17 protein-coding genes and 1 tRNA gene are annotated in these 22,749 nt (G+C 39.4%); 13 read left to right on the top strand and 5 right to left on the bottom strand.

Annotated elements, in window-relative coordinates:
• Positions 1-8: 8 nt before the first annotated feature.
• From ACPZ3T_RS11185 to ACPZ3T_RS11215, 7 genes are all read left to right on the top strand, one after another.
• Positions 9-1,280, top strand: a complete 1,272-nt coding sequence (locus tag ACPZ3T_RS11185; protein WP_490276229.1) for a glycosyltransferase — start codon at positions 9-11, stop codon at positions 1,278-1,280.
• Between the two features lie 43 nt (positions 1,281-1,323).
• Positions 1,324-2,349 (top strand): glycosyltransferase family 2 protein, encoded by a 1,026-nt coding sequence (locus tag ACPZ3T_RS11190; RefSeq protein WP_490276231.1) that lies wholly within the window; start codon positions 1,324-1,326, stop codon positions 2,347-2,349.
• A 185-nt stretch (positions 2,350-2,534) separates the two neighbouring features.
• Complete coding sequence (locus ACPZ3T_RS11195) at positions 2,535-7,922, top strand: AAA family ATPase (protein WP_490276233.1); 5,388 nt, start codon at positions 2,535-2,537, stop codon at positions 7,920-7,922.
• Positions 7,923-8,255: 333 nt separating this feature from the next.
• Positions 8,256-8,326: transfer RNA gene (locus ACPZ3T_RS11200), tRNA-Phe, on the top strand.
• Positions 8,327-8,832: 506 nt separating this feature from the next.
• A complete protein-coding gene (locus ACPZ3T_RS11205) occupies positions 8,833-9,414 on the top strand; it encodes a YdeI/OmpD-associated family protein (RefSeq protein ID WP_490276234.1) in 582 nt (193 codons plus the stop codon).
• A 34-nt stretch (positions 9,415-9,448) separates the two neighbouring features.
• Positions 9,449-10,975 (top strand): slipin family protein, encoded by a 1,527-nt coding sequence (locus ACPZ3T_RS11210; RefSeq protein WP_490276236.1) that lies wholly within the window; start codon positions 9,449-9,451, stop codon positions 10,973-10,975.
• 353 nt (positions 10,976-11,328) lie between these two features.
• The gene (locus tag ACPZ3T_RS11215) at positions 11,329-12,099 is read left to right on the top strand and encodes a hypothetical protein (protein WP_490276238.1); all 771 of its coding nucleotides are present in this window, start codon (positions 11,329-11,331) and stop codon (positions 12,097-12,099) included.
• On the opposite strand, the gene ACPZ3T_RS11220 is transcribed toward ACPZ3T_RS11215, so the two are convergent.
• Positions 12,083-12,949: a phosphate/phosphite/phosphonate ABC transporter substrate-binding protein gene (locus ACPZ3T_RS11220; RefSeq protein WP_490276240.1), complete on the bottom strand. Its 867-nt coding sequence runs from the start codon at positions 12,947-12,949 to the stop codon at positions 12,083-12,085. The genes ACPZ3T_RS11215 and ACPZ3T_RS11220 overlap by 17 nt on opposite strands.
• Positions 12,950-13,237: 288 nt before the next feature.
• Between ACPZ3T_RS11220 and ACPZ3T_RS11225 the strand changes: the two genes are divergently transcribed.
• Both ACPZ3T_RS11225 and ACPZ3T_RS11230 read left to right on the top strand, forming a co-directional pair.
• Entirely contained in the window at positions 13,238-14,134 is an 897-nt protein-coding gene (locus ACPZ3T_RS11225) for a Tll0287-like domain-containing protein (RefSeq protein ID WP_490276242.1), read from the top strand.
• A gap of 523 nt (positions 14,135-14,657) precedes the next feature.
• The gene (locus tag ACPZ3T_RS11230; RefSeq protein ID WP_490276244.1) at positions 14,658-15,038 is read left to right on the top strand and encodes a hypothetical protein; all 381 of its coding nucleotides are present in this window, start codon (positions 14,658-14,660) and stop codon (positions 15,036-15,038) included.
• A 119-nt stretch (positions 15,039-15,157) separates the two neighbouring features.
• Here ACPZ3T_RS11230 and ACPZ3T_RS11235 read toward each other — a convergent pair whose 3' ends face one another.
• Positions 15,158-16,552: a protein kinase domain-containing protein gene (locus ACPZ3T_RS11235; RefSeq protein ID WP_490276246.1), complete on the bottom strand. Its 1,395-nt coding sequence runs from the start codon at positions 16,550-16,552 to the stop codon at positions 15,158-15,160.
• 392 nt (positions 16,553-16,944) lie between these two features.
• Here ACPZ3T_RS11235 and ACPZ3T_RS11240 point away from each other — a divergent pair, with 392 nt between their 5' ends.
• Both ACPZ3T_RS11240 and mltA read left to right on the top strand, forming a co-directional pair.
• Positions 16,945-17,199 carry a hypothetical protein gene (locus ACPZ3T_RS11240; RefSeq protein WP_490276248.1) on the top strand — a complete coding sequence of 85 codons (255 nt, stop codon included), beginning with the start codon at positions 16,945-16,947 and terminating at the stop codon, positions 17,197-17,199.
• A gap of 7 nt (positions 17,200-17,206) precedes the next feature.
• A complete protein-coding gene (mltA, locus tag ACPZ3T_RS11245) occupies positions 17,207-18,457 on the top strand; it encodes a murein transglycosylase A (RefSeq protein WP_490277193.1) in 1,251 nt (416 codons plus the stop codon).
• Positions 18,458-18,506: 49 nt separating this feature from the next.
• Here the strand turns inward: mltA and ACPZ3T_RS11250 are convergent, their stop codons facing one another.
• Both ACPZ3T_RS11250 and ACPZ3T_RS11255 read right to left on the bottom strand, forming a co-directional pair.
• Positions 18,507-18,650 (bottom strand): hypothetical protein, encoded by a 144-nt coding sequence (locus ACPZ3T_RS11250; RefSeq protein ID WP_490276250.1) that lies wholly within the window; start codon positions 18,648-18,650, stop codon positions 18,507-18,509.
• Positions 18,631-19,500 carry a DUF5895 domain-containing protein gene (locus ACPZ3T_RS11255; protein WP_490277194.1) on the bottom strand — a complete coding sequence of 290 codons (870 nt, stop codon included), beginning with the start codon at positions 19,498-19,500 and terminating at the stop codon, positions 18,631-18,633. Before ACPZ3T_RS11255 ends, ACPZ3T_RS11250 begins: the two co-directional genes overlap by 20 nt.
• Before the next feature lie 360 nt (positions 19,501-19,860).
• Between ACPZ3T_RS11255 and ACPZ3T_RS11260 the strand changes: the two genes are divergently transcribed.
• Positions 19,861-21,135, top strand: a complete 1,275-nt coding sequence (locus ACPZ3T_RS11260; RefSeq protein ID WP_490276252.1) for an urease accessory protein UreH domain-containing protein — start codon at positions 19,861-19,863, stop codon at positions 21,133-21,135.
• Positions 21,110-21,772, top strand: coding sequence for a hypothetical protein (locus tag ACPZ3T_RS11265; protein ID WP_490276253.1), 663 nt, complete (start codon positions 21,110-21,112; stop codon positions 21,770-21,772). Before ACPZ3T_RS11260 ends, ACPZ3T_RS11265 begins: the two co-directional genes overlap by 26 nt.
• Position 21,773: 1 nt before the next feature.
• Here ACPZ3T_RS11265 and ACPZ3T_RS11270 read toward each other — a convergent pair whose 3' ends face one another.
• The gene (locus ACPZ3T_RS11270) at positions 21,774-22,643 is read right to left on the bottom strand and encodes a DUF4231 domain-containing protein (RefSeq protein ID WP_490276255.1); all 870 of its coding nucleotides are present in this window, start codon (positions 22,641-22,643) and stop codon (positions 21,774-21,776) included.
• Positions 22,644-22,749: the final 106 nt, after the last annotated feature.

Genomic DNA, 22,749 nt, shown 5'->3' on the forward strand with positions numbered 1-22,749 from the left:
ATAACATCATGAAAGTTGCCTTCTTTGTAGCACGTTTCCCTGTGTTATCTGAGCCGTTTATTGTCAATCAAATTGTTGGTACTATCGAACGGGGACACGAGGTTGATATCTACTCTCTTGATGGTCGTCCTAGTAATATATCTAAAGTACATCCTTTAGTAGAGCAATATCAACTCATTGAACGAACAATTTACGCTCCCACTCGCCCAAATCATGAAGTATGGCGATGGGTTAAAGGTTTAAGTTTACTGCTGCTCAACTTTTACAAAAATCCTGCTGTTTGTCTGCAGTTACTAAATACTTCCCGCTACGTTAGTCAAGCAAAATCCTTAAAAATGCTCTACCGAGGATTTCCATTTTTAGAAAAGAAATCCTACGACATCATCCACTGTCAATTTAGTACCTTGGGCGTGTTTGGGGTGTGGTTTCGTCAACTTGGTTTAATTGAAGGAAAATTAATTTCTACTTTTCGGGGTGCAGATATTAGTAAGTTTCTCCCTAAGTGGGGTGAAAAAGTTTATCAGGAATTATTTCAAGAAACAGATTACTTTTTAGCTAACTGCGAATTTTTCAAAAATAAAGCAGTTGCTTTGGGTTGTAATGCTAACAAAATTCATGTCCACGGTTCAGGAATTGATTGTAGTAAATTCTTTTTTAAACAGCGTGAGTTTCCCAGTGATGGAATTATCCGCATTGCCACCACTGGCAGGTTAGTAGAAAAAAAAGGGATTGAATATGTCATTAAAGCCATTGCTGAGGTAGCTAAATATCACCCGCAACTTGAATATAATATTATCGGCGATGGAGAACTCAAAGAACATTTTCAACAATTAATTGCTGATTTAAACCTGAAGGACATAGTTAAATTATTAGGGTGGAAACAGCAAAAAGAAATTGTTGAAATTCTTGATAAATGTCATATTTTTATTGCCCCTAGTGTCACAGGTAAAGACGGAAATCAAGATGCGCCAGTCAATACATTAAAAGAAGCGATGGCGATGGGTTTACCTGTAATTAGTACCAGACACGGCGGCATCCCTGAACTTGTTCAAGATGGAGTTTCTGGGTTTTTAGTACCCGAACGAGATGCAAATGCGATCGCAACTAAATTATCTTATTTAATCACACATCCTGAAATCTGGGAAGCAATGGGTAAAGCTGGACGGGTGCGAGTTGAAAAACAATACGATATGAATAAACTCAATGATGAATTAGTAGACATCTACCAACAAATTTTAAATAATCAATCTCCTAACAAACCGCTTGTAGAGGCTCGATGAAATCTATCTAAATGTCACAAATATCAAAATGGAGTTATCAACAATGTCACAACCAATAGTTACCCTGATAGTTGTCCCCCGTGAAAGATTTAGCTGCACTCAAGCATCCCTAGAAAGTATTTACGAACATACAAAAATCCCCTTCAAACTAATCTACATTGATGGTAATTCACCCCCTAAAATTCACCATTATCTCCAAACAAAATCTCAAGAGCATAACTTTCAACTAATTCGCACAGATTATTATCTTTCTCCCAATCACGCGCGTAATATCGGCTTGAGTCACGTTGATACTAAATATTTAGTCTTCATTGATAATGATGTGATAGTTTCCCCTGGTTGGTTAACAGCTTTAATTAACTGTGCAGAATCAACAGGTGCAACTGTTGTTGGCCCTTTAATGTGTGAAAAGCAACCCATACATCAAAGAGTACATTTTGCAGGTGGAGAAAGTCATATTGTAGTTGATATTAAAGGCAAAAGACATCTCCGCGAAAAAATGTATAAACAAGGTCATCAAGTATCAGAATTGCGTCCTCATCTCCAACGCACTGAAACCGAGTTAGCCGAATTTCACTGTACTTTAGTTCGCACGGAAATCTTTGAAGAAATTGGCTATTTAGATGAAGAAATGCTCAACACTAAAGAACACCTTGATTTTTGCATGACTGTGAAACAGGCAGGTGGTAAAGTTTATTTTGAGCCTGATAGTTTAGTCACCTATGTACCAGGGCCTCCCCTAGAATGGAGTGATTTACACTTTTATATGCTGCGTTGGAGTGATGCTTGGACTTTAAATAGTCTACAACGCATCCGCAGTAAATGGGATTTATCTGAAGATGGTTATTTTCAAACTAAATACAAAAAATTAGGGGTGAGAAGAGTAGCAACAATTATTAAACCTTTAGTGCGTAAACTCAGTTTTGGCAATGAAAATAAGCCATTAAAAAAATTATTAAAAAAATGGGATAGAAAACTCAATAATTTTTTGACTAACCGCTATACCCAGACGCTACCACAATGCAAAATTGATTTACCACCTATCAAAAAAACATTATATACTGAGTGAGAATATGAATTTATCTCACGCAGAGGCGCAGAGACGCAGAGATAGACGGAGGTTTAAGCCTGAAGGTGACTTTGGAGGTGTAGGGGTTTTCGGTTTTGTCTGAGGCGTTTATTTTGAATTAATTATGGGCATACTAAGGGTTCAATATCCTACACACTATCACCTTCAGTATGAGGTCGTTGTCCATGAGTGCAACCTTAGATAAAACCGTTTTGCTGCCGGGATATGAGTTAATTGAGCAGCTTTATCACGGCTCTAAAACGCTTGTATATCGTGGCATACGACTGACAGAGAGTACACAGCAACCTGTGGTGATTAAATTCCTGCGCCGGGAATATCCTAGCTTCAGCGAATTATTGCAGTTTCGCAATCAATACAGCATTGGTAAAAATCTCAATATTCCCGGTATTATCCACCCCACTGCCCTAGAAACCTATGGCAATGGTTACGCTTTGGTGATGGAAGATTTTGGCGGGGTATCATTGGAATGCTATAGTCAAACCCACTCTTTGTCTTTGGTGGATGTATTAGCGATCGCCATTCAACTGGCAAATATTCTACATGATCTCTATCAAAATCGTGTCATCCACAAAGATATCAAACCCGCTAACCTGCTCATTCATCCTCAGACGAAAGAAATTAAGCTGATTGATTTTAGCATTGCTTCCTTATTACCCAAGGAAACCGAAGCCGTTAAGCATCCCAAAGTTTTAGAAGGGACACTTCCCTATCTCGCACCAGAGCAAACCGGACGGATGAATCGAGGTATAGATTATCGTAGCGATTTTTATGCTTTCGGTGTGACGTTGTTTGAATTGTTAACAGGAAAGTTACCTTTTATATCAGATGATCCTTTAGAATTGGTACATTGTCACATTGCCAAACCTGCGCCCTCGGTGTGTACATTACAACCAGAAATTCCCTCAGTAATTGGAGAAATTATCGAGAAACTAATGGCGAAGAACGCCGAGGATCGCTATCAAAGTGCATTGGGTTTGCAGTATGATTTACAAAATTGTCTAAATCAACTGCAAAATACAGGTAAGATTGAGTCATTTGAGATTGCTACACGGGATATTTGCGATCGCTTTCTGATTCCTGAAAAACTTTACGGTCGGGAGGAGGAAGTTGCTACACTACTCAAAGCCTTTGACCGTGTCAGCAATGGTAACTCTGAACTGATGCTAGTGGCGGGTTTCTCTGGAATTGGTAAAACTGCCGTTGTCAATGAAGTTCATAAGCCCATTGTCGAGAAGCGGGGCTATTTTATTAAAGGTAAATTTGACCAATTTAATCGCAGTACGCCCTTCTCGGCTTTTGTGCAAGCATTCCGCGATTTAATGGGGCAATTGTTGAGTGAAAGTGATGAGCAATTGCAGACTTGGAAAACCCAGCTTTTAAAAGCTTTAGGGGAAAATGGACAAGTTATTATTGAAGTAATTCCCGAATTGGAACGCATTATTGGGGAGCAACCCCCCGCCATAGAATTATCTGGAAATGCGGCACAAAATCGCTTTAAATTACTCTTACAGAACTTTATTCACGTTTTTACTAAACCAGAGCATCCCTTAGTTATATTTTTAGATGATTTACAATGGGCAGATTCCGCTTCTCTCAATTTAATGCAAGGATTAATGGCGGAGTCAAAAACAGGCTATTTACTGTTGCTTGGGGCATATCGTGACCATGAAGTTTACCCTGCTCATCCTTTAATGTTGACTCTGGAAGCAATTCAAAAAACAGCAGCAACAATCAATACAATTACTCTGCAACCATTGAGTTTAACTAGCCTTAATCAATTGATTGCAGATACTCTCAATTGTACAGCAACGTTAGCGCAACCCTTAACTAAATTAGTCAACCAAAAAACCCAAGGTAATCCCTTTTTTGCTACCCAATTTCTCAAGGCATTATATCAAGATGGACTGATTTATTTTGATTTAGCTGCCGGATATTGGCAGTGTGACATTGTTCAGGTGCAGACAGCAGCGTTAACTGATGATGTAGTGGAATTTATGGCGTTGCAGTTGCAAAAACTGCCACCAGTCACCCAAAATATTTTAAAGTTAGCTGCTTGTATTGGCAATCAATTTGATTTAAATACCTTGGCGATTGTCTCGGAACTATCTCCAGCCGAAACGGCTACAATCTTGTGGAAGGCATTACAAGAAGAATTAATTCTCCCCCTGAGTGAAACATATAAATTCTTCCAATCTAGCCCACATCAAACAGCAGGCGATAGCCAAATTACAGTCAGTTATAAATTTTTCCATGACCGTGTACAACAAGCTGCTTATTCCCTCATTCCCCAAGAGCAGAAAACAGCTACTCACCTAAGAATCGGTCAACTCCTGTTAAATCATACCCCAGAAACAGAATTAGAAAATCGTATTTTTGATATTGTTAATCAGTTAAATGTCGGTATTGATTATTTCACAGAGCAACATCAAAAACAGCGATTACTAGAATTAAATTTAATTGCTGGAAGAAAAGCAAAAGTTGCTACCGCTTATGTTGTCGCTGTCGATTATTTAAATACAGCCATCAAACTCCTTGAAGAACATAGTTGGCAAAATCAATATGAACTAACGCTGAATTTGTATGATTTGGTGGCGGAGGCGGAATATTTAAATACGAATTTTCCCACTTCGGAATTACTAGTTAAGGAAATATTGGTAAATGCCAAACATACCTTAGATAAAATTAAAGCTTACGAAATTCAAATTCAAGCTTATACAGCGCAAAATAAACTCATAGAAGCGATAAATATCGGGAGAGAAGTTTTAGGTTTACTGGGTATTGATTTTCCTGAAGATGGCGACATGGAAACCATCATAACTGAACATGATCGATTGAAGTCGCTGTTTGGAAAACGCTTAATTGAAGACTTAGTAAATTTACCAGAACTGACAGACTTACAACAAGGTGCAGCCTTAAGAATTTTATGTGGTTTATTTGCCCCGATTTATCTCGCTAAACCGATGCTGTTACCTTTAAAGATATTCACAATGGTGAAAATCTGTATTCAATATGGTAACTCTCCTCAATCTGCGATCGCATACAGTTTGTATGGATTATTTTTGTGTGCATCGGAAGACATTGCTGATGGCTATCAATTCGGCCAGTTAGCTATGACAATTTTAGATAAATTTAATGCCCAAGAGCTAAAAAGTAAAGTTTATCTAACATTTTCCTTGTTTATTAAGCATTGGCAAGATAGTGTTAATTCCACTTTAGATATATTCTTAGAAGGTCTGAAAGCTGGTCTAGAAACTGGTGATTTAGAGTATGTTGGTTATTGTGCCAATTGTTATGCTCAGTTCTTATTCTGGACAGGAGAAAATCTAGAAATTGCCGAAACAGAGGCTAATAAATATTGTGCTTTGATGCAGGATATTAAACAAGATGTATCTTTAATTTGGGGAAATACATGGCGACAAACTGTCATGAATTTACAAGGGAAAGTCGATCATCCCCAAATGCTAGTGGGTGAATGTTTTGATGAAACCGTCACTCTCCCGGCTTTAATTGCTAGCCGTAATACTAATGGTATTTGTTACGTTTATCTAGCCAAACTATTCTTAAATTATTTGTTGGGAGCAGATGAAAAAGCGATTGAATACGCCAGTCTCTTTGAAGAATACGAACAGGGTGCGGCTGGTTTATTAATTGTGCCGTTGAAGAATTTTTATCAATCTCTGAGTATGCTTTCCTTGTATCCTCAATTGGATACTGAGCAACAATCTCGCTATTTAGAAAAGATTACAAATAATCAACAAAAAATGCAAAAATGGGCAGATCATGCTCCTATCAATTATCAACATAAATTTTACTTAGTGGCAGCCGAAAAACATCGGGTTTTAGACGAGAAAACAGCTGCTATAGAATTATACGACCACGCGATCGCCCTAGCCAAAACCAACGGTTACATCCAAGAAGCCGCCCTAGGTAACGAACTAGCTGCCAAATTCTACCTCAACTGGGGTAAAGAAAAAGTTGCCGCAGGCTATATGCAGGAGGCTTATTACTGCTACGCTCATTGGGGTAGCCTCGCCAAAACTAATGATCTAGAAAGCCGTTATCCTCAACTGTTGCGCCCCATACTACAACAAGCTATTCATCCCCTGAACATTTTACAAACCTTCACTAACCTCACTAGTTCCCTACATTCTACCCATCACCAAAGTTCTTCCAGCACCAGCATCAATCAGATATTCGACTTTACGGCACTACTGCAAGTATCTCAGGCAATTTCTAGCACGATTGAACTAGATAAGTTACTGCAAACCATGACTGAGAAGATGCTGGAAAATTCCGGGGCTGATTATTGTGCTTTAATACTGTGTCAAGAGGGAGAATGGCAAGTCAAAGTAATAGCTAACTCCCAGCAAACCAGCTTACAATCTACTCCCCTGGAAAATAATCTTACCGTTCCTGTCAAGCTCATTCAGTATGTCAAAAATACCTTACAAACAGTTGTCATCCATGATCTAAAAACCGATATACCAGGCGTAATGAGCAATTATCTTGATCAGCATCAGCCCAAAAGCGTGTTATGCTTGCCGTTAATTAATCAAGGTAATTTAAGCGCGATTTTATACCTAGAAAATCAAGTTACCAGTGATGTGTTTACAAGCGATCGCCTCCTAGTGCTGAAATTCCTCTCTAGCCAAGCCGTTATCGCCTTAGAAAATGCTCGTCTCTATCACCAAGTACAACAAACTTTAGAGGATCTGCAACAAGCACAAGTGCAAATTGTGCAGAATGAAAAGATGTCTGCATTGGGTAACTTAGTAGCCGGGGTGGCTCACGAAATCAATAATCCCGTCGGTTGTATTGTTGGTAATATTGGTGCAGCCCAAGAATATATTAACGACCTGTTGGGAGTGATTGACCTCTACCGTGAGCAATTTCCCCAACCCGGTAGAAAAATTGAAGATGAAGTAGAGGCGATTGATTTGGAATATCTGCGGGAAGATTTGCCCAAACTTATCAAAGCCATGAAACACGGAGGCGATCGCATTAAAGCTATCAGTAAAAGTTTGCGTACTTTCTCCCGCGCCGACAGCGACGAAAAGCAGCCTTTTAACATCCACGATGGTATCGACAGTACCCTGTTGATTTTACGTCATCGCCTCAAAGCCAACGAACACCGCCCAGCCATTGAAGTTATCACCGAATACGGCAATCTTCCCCCGGTGAAATGTTTCCCTGGGCAACTAAATCAAGTATTTATGAATATACTCGCCAATGCCATTGATGCCTTAGATGAATCAAATCAAGGATATACTTTTGCTCAAATTGAAGCCCAGCCCAATCGCATTACAATTTGTACAACCGTTACAGGTGAACAGGTGAAAATTAGCATCAGCGACAATGGTAACGGAATGCCAGAAGAGGTGCAAGCCAAAATTTTTGATCACTTGTTCACCACTAAAGGAGTAGGTAAAGGAACAGGTTTAGGATTAGCCATCGCCCGTCAAATTATCGTAGAAAAACATGGAGGCGCGATCGCGGTTAACTCTACACTAGGTCAAGGAACTGAGTTTTTATTAACCTTGTCCATCTCTTAGAGATAAAATCAATCTTAATTTTGTAGGGTGCGTTCAAGCAACGCGTAACGCACCAATATCATACGGTGCGTTACGGCTACATATCATTTGTTCAGAAGTCTCAATCCTTACACAGCCGTAACACACCCTACTTTATACTACTTAATACACAACAGTGAAATATGTATGCTACATTAAGTAGTAATGTAGTAATACATCTGCCGAGCTATAGTCTAGGTTCTATATACCCAACTGGTGCGCCAACCTCTGGATTGAGCGTATACCGCAAAGCAATGCGTCACTACGTTACCCCTGTTTGATCAGGATGGAGTGAACGTCCCGCATCAAACCCCTGAAAGTAAGCTCAGTGGTAGAGCAATCGACTGAAGATCGATGAGTCGCAGGTTCAAATCCTGTACTTTCCGCAACCCTGTCCGGGTTAAAAGACACTACCCTTTTAAGGTAGCCCATGTAACTTAATTCTCAACTCTGTGATGTAGGTATACTATTGGTTTACCGATAGTAGCAGTGCAGAAGCCAGCGTGAATGTCCTCTCCCTAATTTGAGTATGTCCCTTCGTTTTCCAGCCTGAATTGGTCAACTGAACGGTATATTTGAGGTTGTTATCTGTTTCAAGATTATCCTTGGGTAGTCTAGAGGCGATCGCAATTATCTTAATCCAATTTTGGAGACGCAATTCACCCGCAACTAAACTGTAAACACCTACATTTGCAGAGTTTTAAAATATAGTGTAGTATATGTAGTATGTTGCTGTTAAAACCCCATTCAATCCGAGTATGCTTCTGACTTTTCACGGTATGTGGAAAGATTGACGCAAAACCTAACCCCCTAACCCCCTTCCCTACTAGGGAAGGGGGAAAAGTTAAAGGCTCTCTCCTTGTAGGGGAGAAGATTAATTATCTTAATTTTTATGTCTAACTTCGATAATCAACTAGAAACATTTCATGCTCCAAATCGCCAAGCTTGGCGGCAATGGTTAGAAAATAACCATCAAAATTGTATTGGTATATGGCTAATTTATTACAAAGTTAAAAGTGGTAAACCTAGCATTAAATATAGTGAAGCCGTCAAAGAAGCCTTATGTTTTGGTTGGATTGACAGTAAAGTTAAATCCTTAGATCCAGAACGTTATATGCAAATATTTACCCCACGTAAACCCAAAAGTGTTTGGTCAAAATTAAATAAACAGTATATTGCCGAACTCATCGATCAAGGTTTAATGAATGAGGCTGGTTTGGCAAAAATTACAGCAGCTAAAGCAGATGGTTCATGGACTAGTTTAGATGCCATAGAAGCATTAATTATTCCCGATGATTTACAGCAAGCATTAGCCGCAAATCCAGAGGCTAATGAATATTTTATGGGATTTAGTAACACCAATAAAAAAAATATTCTTTCTTGGATTGCTAGTGCTAAACGTCCAGAGACAAGAATGAAACGAATTGAACAAACTATTAATTCAGCCGCACAAAATAAAAATCCTAAGTTATAAATGTCTAATCCTTAATTGAAACAGGAAAATTTTTATGTGGAAAACTTTTTACATCCAACCTCACGAAATTGGTATTCTCTATCATCGTAGCGACTTTCAAAAAATCTTACAGCCAGGGATTTACCATTATTTTGGTCGCCATTGGCAAGTAACAACCTATGACCTCAATCAACCCCAGGCTAAGATTGAAAATTTAGAATTATTACTCCGAAATCACAGCGCAGAATTACAGAAATATTTATTAGTAGTACGCACAGCATTTAATCAAGCGGCTTTAGTGCGCTGTGGTCAAAATTGGGTTAGTGTTCTACCCAATCAACTCATAGCTTTTTGGCGTGGTTTTATTCAGGTAGAATCTCATGTTTTTAACTTAAATGAAAGCTTAGAATTACCTGCTGAATTTGTACAGCAACTACGAGGAATTAATTTTAATAGTATCAAGACATTCCAAATTTCCGAGTATGAAATTGGTTTGTTGTATGTGCAGAATAACTTTGTCCGGCCATTAGAGCCAGGAGAATACGCGTTTTGGGCTGTGAATAGGGATGTTTGTGTCAGAACTCTCAGCCGGATTTTGCCCAATCCAGAATTTCCCTTAGAGGATGTATTAATTGAGCGACATCCTGAGTTTGTAGCGGCTTACTGCCAGATAGTACAATTACAAAATCAACAAGTAGCGATCGCCCGTTATCAAGGTAAAGTCATCTCTATTCTACCCCCATGCACTCGTAAGCTTTTCTGGCAAGGTGTGGAAGTGGAAGTGATTAATATTAGCACTGATGGGAAATTACCCTCTCGCCTAGTCGCAGAGTTAGTTTCTGGTTTACCAGAGACTTTATTATTGAGCCGCAATTTTTTGCATATTTGCGAAGTACCCACCCAGCACATCGGCTTACTATACATTAATCAAGAATTTCAAGCCCAACTCCCACCAGGAAAACACGCTTGGTGGTTGTTTGGAACTTCATTAAAAACAGAAGTTTTTGACTTACGTCAGCAAACAATGGAAGTTTCCGGCCAAGATATTTTATCGAAAGATAAAGTGCCATTACGTTTAAACTTAACGGCTGGTTTCCGTATCATCGATCCCTTGAGAACCAAGAACGGGTTAGCAGATATCAATGGCTACTTATACAAAGAATTACAGTTTGCTCTCCGTGGGGCTGTAGGGGAAAGAACGTTAGATCAACTATTGGAGGACAAAGGCGTAATTGATAGAAGTATTTTTGAATACATCCACCAGAAAACCGCAGACTATGGAATTGAAATAGATTCCGTGGGGGTAAAGGATATTATTCTCCCTGGTGAGATTAGGACAATTTTAAGCAAAGTAGTAGAAGCCGAAAAAGCAGCCCAAGCCAACGTAGTGCGTCGCCGGGAAGAAACAGCCGCTACCCGCAGTATGTTAAATACAGCCAAAGTCATGGAAGATAACCCCGTAGCCTTGCGTTTGAAGGAGTTAGAGGTATTGGAAAGAATTGCTGAAAAAATTGAGAAAATTCAAGTCAATGGGAGTTTAGATAGCATTTTGACCGAGCTAATTCGGATTAATAGAAATTAAGAAATGTAGGAGTGTAGGGGAGACAAGGTAGACACGGTAAGCTGTTACACCTATTAAGTACTGTAGAGACGTTGCATGCAACGTCTCTACATCATTTATTTGGCGCAACTTCATAGAGAATTGGTATTAGATCATTTCATGTGTCTAAAAAAGTTGTAAACCCTTGCTCCCTGCCCCCTGCCCCCTGCCCCCTGCCCCCTATCGCCCTAGAATGTGAATCTGCAAATTAAAAGTCCGACAGCTTAACCGATAAAATTAGATGAGCAGGCTAGAGAGAATTTTTTTGACAGATGCTCCAGTCCGTGTAAAATTATACGCAATGAAATAAACACAGACATTTAAAATGGTTTCTTATGTCCATTATTGCGCTCAGAGCATGGTATCTCCAGGATTATGAGCCGATTTCAGAACTGGAAAAACGTCCCCCAGATATTCGCCTCAGTAAAAAAAGCTTGCTGAGGTCAGCCTTGCGTGCAGATTTTCTCGAAGATAGTGACGAAGTTAAACAGTCTACTTGGTTTACCCGCTATCTTGAGGGAGAAAACATTGAATTTTATATTGAAGGTAGTGGGGGATATTGTGTAGCTAACATTGATTTGATTAGCCATGAAATTTATTTCACGAAGCAGACTCTGTTAGCACAGTTAGAACCAACAATTTTTTTCTCCTATCAAGTTGAGTATGCCCCTGCTAGTGATGCTCTCAAAGAGGCATTACGCAAAAGTTTAGAAACATTAAATTTGCGATCGCGCTTCCCCCTCACCCTAGTAGAATCATATCGCCCTAGCAATGCACCAATCCGGCTTAACCGTACAGTTATGCGAAAAATTCGCAAGAGTTTACTATTTATCGCTGATACTACACCAATTGCTAGCATTGATGGGGAAGAAAATCAGCAATTAATTCCTAGTTCTAATGTCTGTGTAGAACTGGGCTATGCTATTCAAAGCAAGCGTGCTGAACAAATATTACTAGCACAGATGCAACGCTCAGATATGCTAGGACAATTTCCTTTTGATTTACCTACCCAGCAAATTTTACAATTTCAAGATATTTCAGAACTCAATAAAATTCTTACCAAATCAATTGAAACTCAGCTAGCAAGATTTAAGTTGTTTTTTTGAATAATTGCACAGGCTTATTTTGCAGTTCTGTTGCAATTAATTTCACCCGTTCCACTACATCAATCATGTATTTATAATCGGGGATTTGTCCATTAGGAACATAGCCAACTTCTTGCGCTATAACACTAGGAAATTCACTCATCACTTTACGGATGTATTCCTGGCGATTTCGTTCTACAGTCGGACTAATTAAAACTACTCCCGGAGGGACGTAGTGAGGATCTGTGTGGAGGACTTGCAACTCACTTTGGTTTAAAGGCGAACTGTAAAGATTAAATTCTGCCATTGAAATTGCACCAGCCACAGCTTGACCTTCTGCTACCCACTCTAGCAGCGTTTTCGGTGTGGGAGCAAACATGATTTCTGCTAGTGTCAATCCGTAAAGATTATAAAGTGGTAAATAATATCCCGTAGCTGAACCTCGTTGACCTAACGCTATAGTTTTACCTTGCAACTGCTTTAAATCCTTGATGGAACTATCCTTACGAACTACTATAATTGAGCGTAAATTACTCACACCCACCAAAGGAAAAATCGGTACATATTGAGAACGCGCAATGGCAACAGCTGCTAACCCTGGCGGCGCAAACACCAAAGACCAAGCTTGAGACTCTACACGCTCAATAGCTTTATTTTCATTAAAAGTAGGCTCTAATTGAATACTGGCTTTAGTTTTTTCTGCTAAATAACGATTAAACTTTGCATATTGGTTGATGATTTCTGCATTACCATCATAATCAATCACCCCAATAGTTAATTTACCTTGATAAGTTGGTGCTGATGAGCATCTAGCAACGGTAAACCCTAGTAAATTTAACAGAAATAAACGTCTCGAAAATCTCCACACCATCACTATTTATGTTTAGATAATTTATTTTTACCACTATTTAGACATTAAATGTAATTAAAATCATACCTAAGTTATCAACTAGCGCAATTTTAACATTTATTTACTTTTATCAGGTATCTGATCATCTCTTATCTGATAAAATACGTTATTATTCTCTGACTTTTTTATGAAAATTGTCATCATAAAAATCAGCTATAGGCTAAAAATACCATAAGCTGAAAACCTGCTGTTGGAAAGATCAGAATTAATTGCAAATATCAAGATTTACGCTTAGTTAATTAATAAATTATGTTAAATAATTTAAAAATAGGTACTAAATTCAATTTACTTTTAATATTAGTTTTTGTTATCAGCATTTGTTTAAGCGGTGTGATCTTATCAAGCGTATTACAACGCAGAGCGCAAAATGAAGTTAGTTCTCAAGCACTGCTGTTAATGAAAACCATGAACTCTGTAAGAACCTATACACAAGATAGGATCAACCCTTTATTAGCACCTCAGCTAGAAACAGCAACGGCATTTATTCCCGAAACAGTACCAGCTTTTTCCGCCACAGAAGTATTTGAAAATTTTCGCAAAACCGAAGGAAATGAAAACTTTCTTTATAAAGAAGCTACACTAAATCCTACTAATTTGAGAGACAAAGCCGATGCTTTTGAAACTCAACTTGTAGAGCGTTTTCGCCAAGAATCTAACATTAAAGAAATTGTCGGCTTTCGTTCCCTACCTGAAGGCGATGTATTTTATATTGCGCGACCTTTAGCAATTACAAAACAGACTTGTCTGCGATGTCATTCCACACCAGAACTAGCTCCTAAAAGCCAATTGATCACCTATGGCAGAAAAAATGGTTTTGGCTGGAAGCTCAATGAAATTGTTGCGGCTCAAATAATTTCTGTTCCCTCCAAGGAAATTTTTAATCATGCCCAAAGTAGTTGGTCTTTGATTATGGGGCTATTGATTGCTATCTTTACTATCGTTCTACTTTTAATTAATTTTTTAATTAAAAAGACTGTTATTCAGCGCATTAAGAATATAGAAAAAATTGCTCAAAGAGTCAGCACTGGCGACATGAACGCTGATTTTCATGAATCTTCAAAAGATGAAATTGGAGGGTTAGCAGCAGCATTCAACCGCATGAAATCTAGCCTACAAATAGCAATGGATATGCTTAATCAACAATGATAATCAGAGTTGTGAGATTAAATAAGTAATGAGTAATGAGTAATGAGTAATGAGTAATGAGTAATGAGTAATGAGTAATGAATAATGAGTAATGAGTAATGAGTAATGAGTAATGAGTAATGAGTAATGAGTAATGAGTAATGAGTAATGAGTAATGAGTAATGAGTAATGAGTAATGAGTAATGAGTAATGAGTAATGGGATTTACCGATTAAAACGTTTTTTACTCTGTCAAAGCACAAATCTCTGCGTACCTTTGCGCTTTACTCCGCGCTCCTCTGTCTTGAAAAGTTTCCTACGGAGGGAAACCCTCCTCCAGAACTTTTCGCTGCGTTTCAAAATATTATCCTCGAATCAAGCCCTAAAAAACTGGGTTTCTGAACGAAAGATTAAGGTTTTAAGCTGAGGGATTTGCAAGAAACCCGGTTTTTAACCGAGGTGCAAGATGAGAGTCAACAAGTTACTTGATATTTGTTGGGGAATCGAATAACCTAGACAATCAGTTATATTCTTTGAGGCATCTTATGAACAAAAAGCTGATACTGAATCTGCTTGCTAGTTCCTCAATTTTTACATCTTTGATATCTACCCTAGGTGTAATTAATCCCGCTCATGCTAATGATAATATCACCCAGCGAATATTACACACCGATGATAATCGTACCTGCATTACTAATCCTCATGGTATGAAGGATTTTGTTTGTATTAGAGATTCCGAGAGAGATCCAAAGGCTGCTCCACCTAAATCGATGATAGTTTCAGCACAACCATCTGATAGTACTGTTGCAGTCCTAAATTTTACTGAAGAAGAAAGTGATGCTGCAATTAGAATATTTAAATGTGATTGTCCATTCTGTATCAATTCTTTGCGTCAGTTACGTGGTACTGGTAGCTTAGTCTACTAATTTATTAAAATGAGATGACTGAAACTTCAGTTTGTGTAGTTTAATTTTCAGAGTCAGTAGCATTTTCGTAACCAAATACTTCTATTTGACAAACAATAAATTTTTGACGTTCAAGACATTTACGATAAGAGACGCTGCTGAAATTGCAAAGCTTTTTGAGGATCTGGAATTGTAGCTGCTAGAACTTTCACAAACTCTATCCGAGAAATAGATATACCAGCAGATTTAATGGCTTTTTGAACGAGAAAAACACCCATTGGGCCGATTAAATCAACTAATTCCCGTTCACATTCACGGAGAAAATTTTCACTAATGGTTGAGTTGATACTGGGGGGAGTGATGCTGGGGATGTTTGGTAAAGTTTGAGAGGGATTTTCTGGCTGAGGACTAGTAGATTCTTCTAATAACAATGACATCGCCTTTTGCCGGAATTGAGGACGTTGATTTTCTGTCAGGTGTAGAGATAAATTATCAATAAGTTCTTGGTAATTGGTTGCTGAGGCTGCCAGGCGTAATAATGTTTTAGCTACAGGGCCAACTAATTCTAACAGTATCTTCTCCAGGCGATCGCTTTTTTCTGGCGACAACATAGAACCAGTTCGATTACTCATTCCCTGTTGTTGGGATGATGTATTTTGAGTTTGTAATGTCAATGTTGATGGTGTCTGCGTCAACTGAGTTTGTGCTTGCGGGTGAAAACTCTCCTGAAGTGCTTCTAAAACCTCTGTGGCAGACTGATAACGTTGTTTCCAGTTATTTAGCACCATCTTGGAAATCACAGATGCTAAGGCTGGACTAACTGTCGCACGATATTGCCAGAGAATTTCCCCTGTTTGGGGATCTTCTTGAAATTCCCTAGGATGTAGTCCTGTGAGTGCTTGGATACAAACAACCCCTAAAGAATAAATATCACTGTTAGGTTGGGGTTTGCCTCGTCCCTGTTCTATAGACATATATCCAGGTGTACCAATAGCTACAGTCATTTCCGTTTGCCCAGGGACTGTAATCATTTGGGTGTGGACTTGTTTAACCGCGCCAAAATCAATCAGCACTAATTTACCATCATTTAAACGTCGGATGATATTTTCCGGCTTAATATCTCGATGGATGACTTTGTAGCTGTGAATAAATTTCAGAATATTTAATATTTGCTGCAACAGAAATATAACTTTCTCTTCCGTCCATCTCTGACTAGATGCAATTTCAGCTTTGAGAGAATTGCCCTCAATATACTCTTGCACCAAAAAAAACTCTTGCTTTTCTTCAAAATATGCCAAAAGCCGAGGAATTTGCTCGTGATGACCGAGTTGTTCTAAAGTTTCTGCTTCAGTGGTGAATAATCTTCTAGCAGTTTCCAAAAAGTCAGGGTTATGAGTGACAGGACGAAAGTGCTTGACAACACATCTAGGATAACCTGGACGTTGGGTGTCTAGCGCAATATAAGTTTGACCGAATCCTCCTCCCCCTAAGACTTGGAGGACTTGATAACGACTAGCTAGTAAGTTTCCTAACATTGTATGACTTGTCTAAGTCCTCACCTTCATATTGACATAATCACCAATCTAGGGAGAAATTATTCGCAAAATGTAGGGACTTGATTTTATACCATTTCTCTAAATCCCGGCTACAGATCATTCTTCCCCTGCCCCCTGCCCCCTGCCCCCTGCCCCTGCTGTCTATCTGTAGGTTTATTTTGGAGAATTGGTATATGCAACCCTTGGGGAACTGCTCAAAGCCTTAACCGTCTAGAGGGGAAGTAAAAATCAAGATTTAAAAATAGATTATCATGGGTGACTAATTCATAACTATCTGAAAAAGCTGGTATTGCTCCCGTATGCTTACCCTTTTCATTCTGGGGAATCGTGGTTAACAATAGGTTGAACATTTTTGATCAAGATTCAATCTTATGCCTAGAACCCCAAATGAATATGCAGTCTACCTCTTACTAGAAAGTGGTCATCGAGAAGAAGTCAGATTTCCCACCATCCAAGAATTTCAAAAGTGGTATAGTGGAGAACTTGTACCGAAGTCTGGCTCTGGTGATTTTATTAGCGTACCAATCAAAAATATTCAAGGGGAGTATATGGTGGTGCGTCCCTCCCGGATAGTGGCAATTCGAGTAGAACCAGTTTTTAGTTCTAGTGTTGAAAGATTTAACTAACTTAATGATGAGAAAAACCCTTGCTTTGCTTTCCTTGAGTCTGGGAATTACCTTTATCAACCCAGTTGCTGTTGCTCAGATTATCATTCCTGTCCCAGCACCGAATGTTCCTACTCCTGAGTTACAACCGCCAGTCAAGCCAAGCACTCCTGAGATTGATCTACCCCTCAAACTAGTACAGGTCAGCAATTGTAATGGCCAAAGTACTTGCTTGGGATGGGATGAGCAAATTTTTGGTAGCAGGGGTCAAGCAGGCGATCGCCAAGCTTTATTAACATCAATTGATCACAGCCTGCGTTATCTCAATACCAATACTGCTAGGAGATTATACCAGAATTATCCCGTCCAGGGAATCACCCTAGACCGTGTACGCCGCAGTTTGTTACGGTTTCGTCAATTGGTGGTTAATTCTCAATCTCCAGCCCAACTAGAAGCGGCAGTCAAAAGAGAGTTTGCTTTTTACCAGTCTGTCGGCAATGATGGCCAAGGTACTGTCAAATTTACTTCCTACTACCAGCCTGTCTATAATGCCAGCCGTGTCAGGACTTCTGTATATAAATATCCTCTTTACCGACTACCGTCTAATTTTGACAGATGGGCTAAACCCCATCCTACACGCCTGCAATTGGAAGGTAAAGATGGTTTACTGGGCAATAAAAGCAAGTTGCGCGGTTTAGAATTGTTGTGGTTCCGCGATCGCCTTGATGCCTATATGATACATATTCAAGGTTCTGCCCAAATTCAGTTAACTGATGGCACAAGAACAGCTATCGGTTATGCCGGCGCAACCGACTATCCTTGGACAAGTATCGGGCGAGAATTAGCCAAAGATGGTAAATTACCGTTATCAGGGTTAACCATGCCCAAAATGATTAGCTTTTTTAAAGCACAACCCCAGGAATTAAATAACTATCTACCCCGTTGGGAACGATTTGTTTTCTTCCAGGAAAGCAAGGGTAGACCAGCTACAGGCAGTATAAATGTACCAGTCACCGCCGAGCGTTCCATTGCCACAGACAAATCTTTAATGCCTCCAGCCGCACTAGCACTAGTTCAGACTTCAATACCTTATCCCGTTGCTGGTGGCAGATTAGAGTATCGTCGAGTGAGCCGTTTTGTGCTAGATCAAGATACTGGTAGTGCCATCAAAGGCCCAGGCAGAGTAGATTATTTTATGGGAACTGGTAAACTAGCAGGCGATCGCGCAGGTGTCACAGGCGGCAATGGATCATTATATTATTTATTGTTGAAAGAATAGGGGCTAATCAATTCAAAATTCAAAATTCAAAATTCAAAATTAAGGAATTTTAGCGTATGGGGCATTGGGCATGGGGTATTGAGGTAAATATTTCTCCCTTGTCTCCCTTGTCCCCCTTGTCCCTACTTCCCCTGCCCCCTGCACCCTGCCCCCCTGCCTCCTCCCCCCATTCCCTAATACGGCGGATAACCAAAATCATCCTCATCAGGATAAATATAAGAACCAGAAACCGCAGCTACCGCCATTTTTGGTGCTTCTGTTCTCACTGGTTCTTTAGCAAAATCTTTGTAATCTTCAAAGGCTTTACAAATAATTGTTGATTCTGGTGAATCGGAAGCAACTAAGTAATTAGTTAAAGTTCCCACTGTAGGATGTTCATAATCTACAGTAGAAGCTACCAAAACTGTATTTGGTTCAATTCCTCTTTCTTCACACTCAATAATCGGACAAAAGATTCCGTGAGCATGAAAGAGAGGGCCTTTTGGTGTAATTGGTTGTTTACGGAATAAAGCATAAGCTCTTTCTAATTCCGCGACAAAACCACTAACAACTTTACCCTGTTGAAAATCACAATAAGTTTTACTAAAACTTGCTCCTGCTGCCCCATTGAGAGTTAATTGTAAAGGAGAATCATGGAGAAATTTTTTATCTTCACTTACTAAGAAAATCAGGTAACGTGTGAAGGTTTTAAACTTTAATTTATCTGCTAAAAACGCATCATAATTATCTTTGAGTGTCCCCAGTTTGATGCCAGTTTCTCGATCTTTAACTGACAAAGGCCCCCGACGTACTATTACTATGCGGGGAGTGGCAGTCATAAAAACTGTTTCCACTCCAGAACTAAATTCATGTTCTACTTGCTGCCAATTATCGTCAGGCTGAAAACCTACTGCCTGAGCGTTATCTAGTTTAATAGCTAAACCGTGGGATTGGACTCCATCTGCACCATACCGAGGATTAATCATCTGACACCAGGGTATGACTTGAGAAGGCGGCGCATTAAATTTTTCATCCTCAAAGTCGAATTTAGCAGATGCTTTCATCGTTTTAGGCACGGTGGTACTTTACTATACAAGTTTATCAATAGCTTGCTGATCAGCAAACAGGTGTACTGTTTTTCCAGATTAAGACACAATCAATCTTTGTGACAATCCTTGTTTTATTTTTTCACAACTGCTCGTTAACAATTCAAAATACCCTTACGGAAAGCAAGCTACAAAATTCAAAAAAATGGTGCGTTACGGCTATATATCATTTGCTCACACTCCCACATCCTTAGCCCTAACACACCCTACTGGAATCATTTTTGATACAGTTTGACGGGTGGTCTTTTGACAAATTGGTAAATTTTACTTAATATCTCCCGATAAAATTAAGTAGCTTCCCAACAGCCATGACGAAATATGCTAGATTTATCGCTGATCACAATTCTGGGGTTTTTGGGTAGCTTTGGGCATTGTTTTGGGATGTGTGGGCCGCTCACCGTGGCTTTTTCCCTGTCTAGCCACCAGTCAAATTCACCAAAATCATCTTCAGTTGGGGTATTAACTGTAGAAAAATCCTCCCATACTTGGCAGCAACAATTAACATTCCATGTGTTGTTAAATTTAGGACGAATGTTAAGTTATGGCTTGGTTGGTGCTGGTATTGGGGCTTTGGGTTCGGTACTTTTACAAGGGGGACAGTTAGCTGGGGTAGGTAGCGACTTCCGCCGTGTGATGGCAATTTTGACGGGTTTAATGCTGATTTGGTTCGGTTTAGGGCAAATTACACCGAATTTACTGCCTCATATTCCCCTACTGCATCCTTTTTTAAAAGGTGGCTTACATAATCGACTCAGTGCTGTAATGATGAAGTTATCTTTACAGCAACGATGGTGGACACCGATAATTTTGGGCATGACTTGGGGTTTAATGCCTTGTGGTTTTTTGTATGCAGCCCAAATTAAAGCGGCGGAAACTGGTAGTTTATGGCTGGGGATGGCTACTATGTTGGCTTTTGGCTTAGGAACAATGCCGACAATGCTGGGTGTAGGAGTTTCTACTGCTTTAGTTAGTCAAGATAGGCGTAGTCAGTTATTTCGTTTAGGTGGTTGGGTAACACTAACTATTGGTGCAATTACCTTGCTGCGGACTGGGGACACAATGGCAGATTATACCGGACACGCAGCATTACTGTGTCTGATTCTGGCTTTAATTGCTCGTCCTATTAGTAAATTATGGGCATCACCTTTACGTTATCGTCGTGCTTTGGGTGTGGGTGCTTTTGTTTTGGCTGTGGTGCATACTACCCACATGATTGAACATTCCTTGCAATGGAATTTAGCTGCTTTTTGGTTTTTACCGCCACAATTCCAAGTAGGGATGGGGGCTGGTGCGGTAGGATTAATATTAATGACCCCCGCAGCCCTCACAAGTTGGGAATCATTACAGAAATCTTGGGGTAAACGCTGGCAACAAGTTCATTTATTGAGTGTGCCGGCTTTGCTTTTGAGTGTGATTCATACTATTTTAATTGGCTCTCATTACTTGGGTTCTTCACAATTAACATGGGGGCATAAACTAGCAACGCTACTATTGGGACTTATTAGTCTGGCGGTATTGCTAGTTAGGACAAGATTTTTTTGGTCAAAGTTAACTCTAGAAAAGTTTTATGTCCCACCTAGTAAATCACGGTAAAGCTATCACAGACAAGAGTGTACAAGTTATTAAGTGTATTTCGGTGTTGAGTTGCTTCATATTGGGGTTAACTCATGTTGATTCTGCTTTAGCCCATAAGGTTGAAGTAGCCGCAGATGTTGGTGCGACACTGCATATTGAACCGAATGATACGCCTCGTGCGGGAGAAACTGCCCAAGCTTGGTTTGCATTGACTCGCAAAGGTGGTAAAGCTATTCCTTTAGCAGAATGTGATTGTCAATTGGCTGTGTATGCTGAACCCCACATTGCCGGAGAACCAGCATTGCTAGAACCATCCTTACAAGCAGTGAATGCTGAACGTTTTCAAGGCATACCAGGGGCAGATATTACATTTCCCAAACCAGGAATTTATCAACTGCAACTAACAGGAAAACCTAAGCCTGGGGCGAATTTCCAACCGTTTGAATTTAAGTTTGATGTGACTGTGGCGGTGGGTGCTGGTAGTGCTAGGAAACAAGTACAAAGCCAGCAAGCGATTAATAATAATGATGTGGGGGACAGTGAAGCATCATCATTGACAGTGGGGACGATTCCAGTTTGGGCGATCGCTATCCCCACTGTCTCAGCCTTGGGTATAATATTCGCAGCTTGGCAAAGTCAAAAAGGCAAGAATTAAATTAGGCAGTCTGCTGTGATTGTGATTCGCTAGATGAGGCAGATTCTTTCTTCTCTGATTGCGTGTCACCATTCTGTTGCACTTGCTGAAGATGAATGTTATTGACTTGCACAATAAAGTATTCTAATGCTTGACTAACTTTTTGTTGCTGTTCGATTTCGTCAGAGGCATCATAACAACGATAAGGCTGAGTCACTCCCAAAATAAATTTTTCTTGTTCAGCTTCTAACAGTTCAACGGCTGTATTAGCTGCAACCCAATTTTTTTGAAAAGGAAACGATGTTACTATACTCGCAACAATAGAGGCAATAGCTGGACAAATCACAGGCAGCCACTTTAGCCAAGCTTGACCTGATTCTATTTTATCTACCAAGACTAAAATAGGTGTGATTCCTGAAAATACAACAGTGGTAATTTGCAAAACATAGTAAATCGTTCTTGATAAATTGCGAACGCGTTTATAGTCGTCAATCAACTCTTGGCAATACTGTAAAGCTTTAGCTTTCACAGGAGTAAAAGTATTTTGTTGCTGGGAATTATTACTCAACAGATAAGTATATAATTCAGCTTTTTTGTTGAACTCATACTGATTAACTAATTGCTTTGAATCTTGAAACACTTGTCTATTAATAATAAACAAGACACCTACAAGACTCAAAGATATGATGCCATAAATTAAAAAATTTTGACGTTTTGAAAATATAAATACCAGAAGTATAGCCATAAATAATATAGCTATGAGTAAATTTTCAATTATCTTCAAAGTCAACAGTTTTTTTTGCTCTACTGAGGAGAATAAATTCCCAAAACCTTGATCATTTGAGCTTTGAGGTTGATTTGCAAGACTAGTAAAGTCAGAGGTTGTAGTCATAATCTAGAAATTGAATTGATTATGGGGTAGTTTATATGTGACGGCTGTAATTGCTGGGCAAGGATTAGAATCTGCCAAGTTTAATTTAGCTATTAGAGTATGTATC

Source organism: Aliinostoc maniaoense, assembly GCF_058172895.1.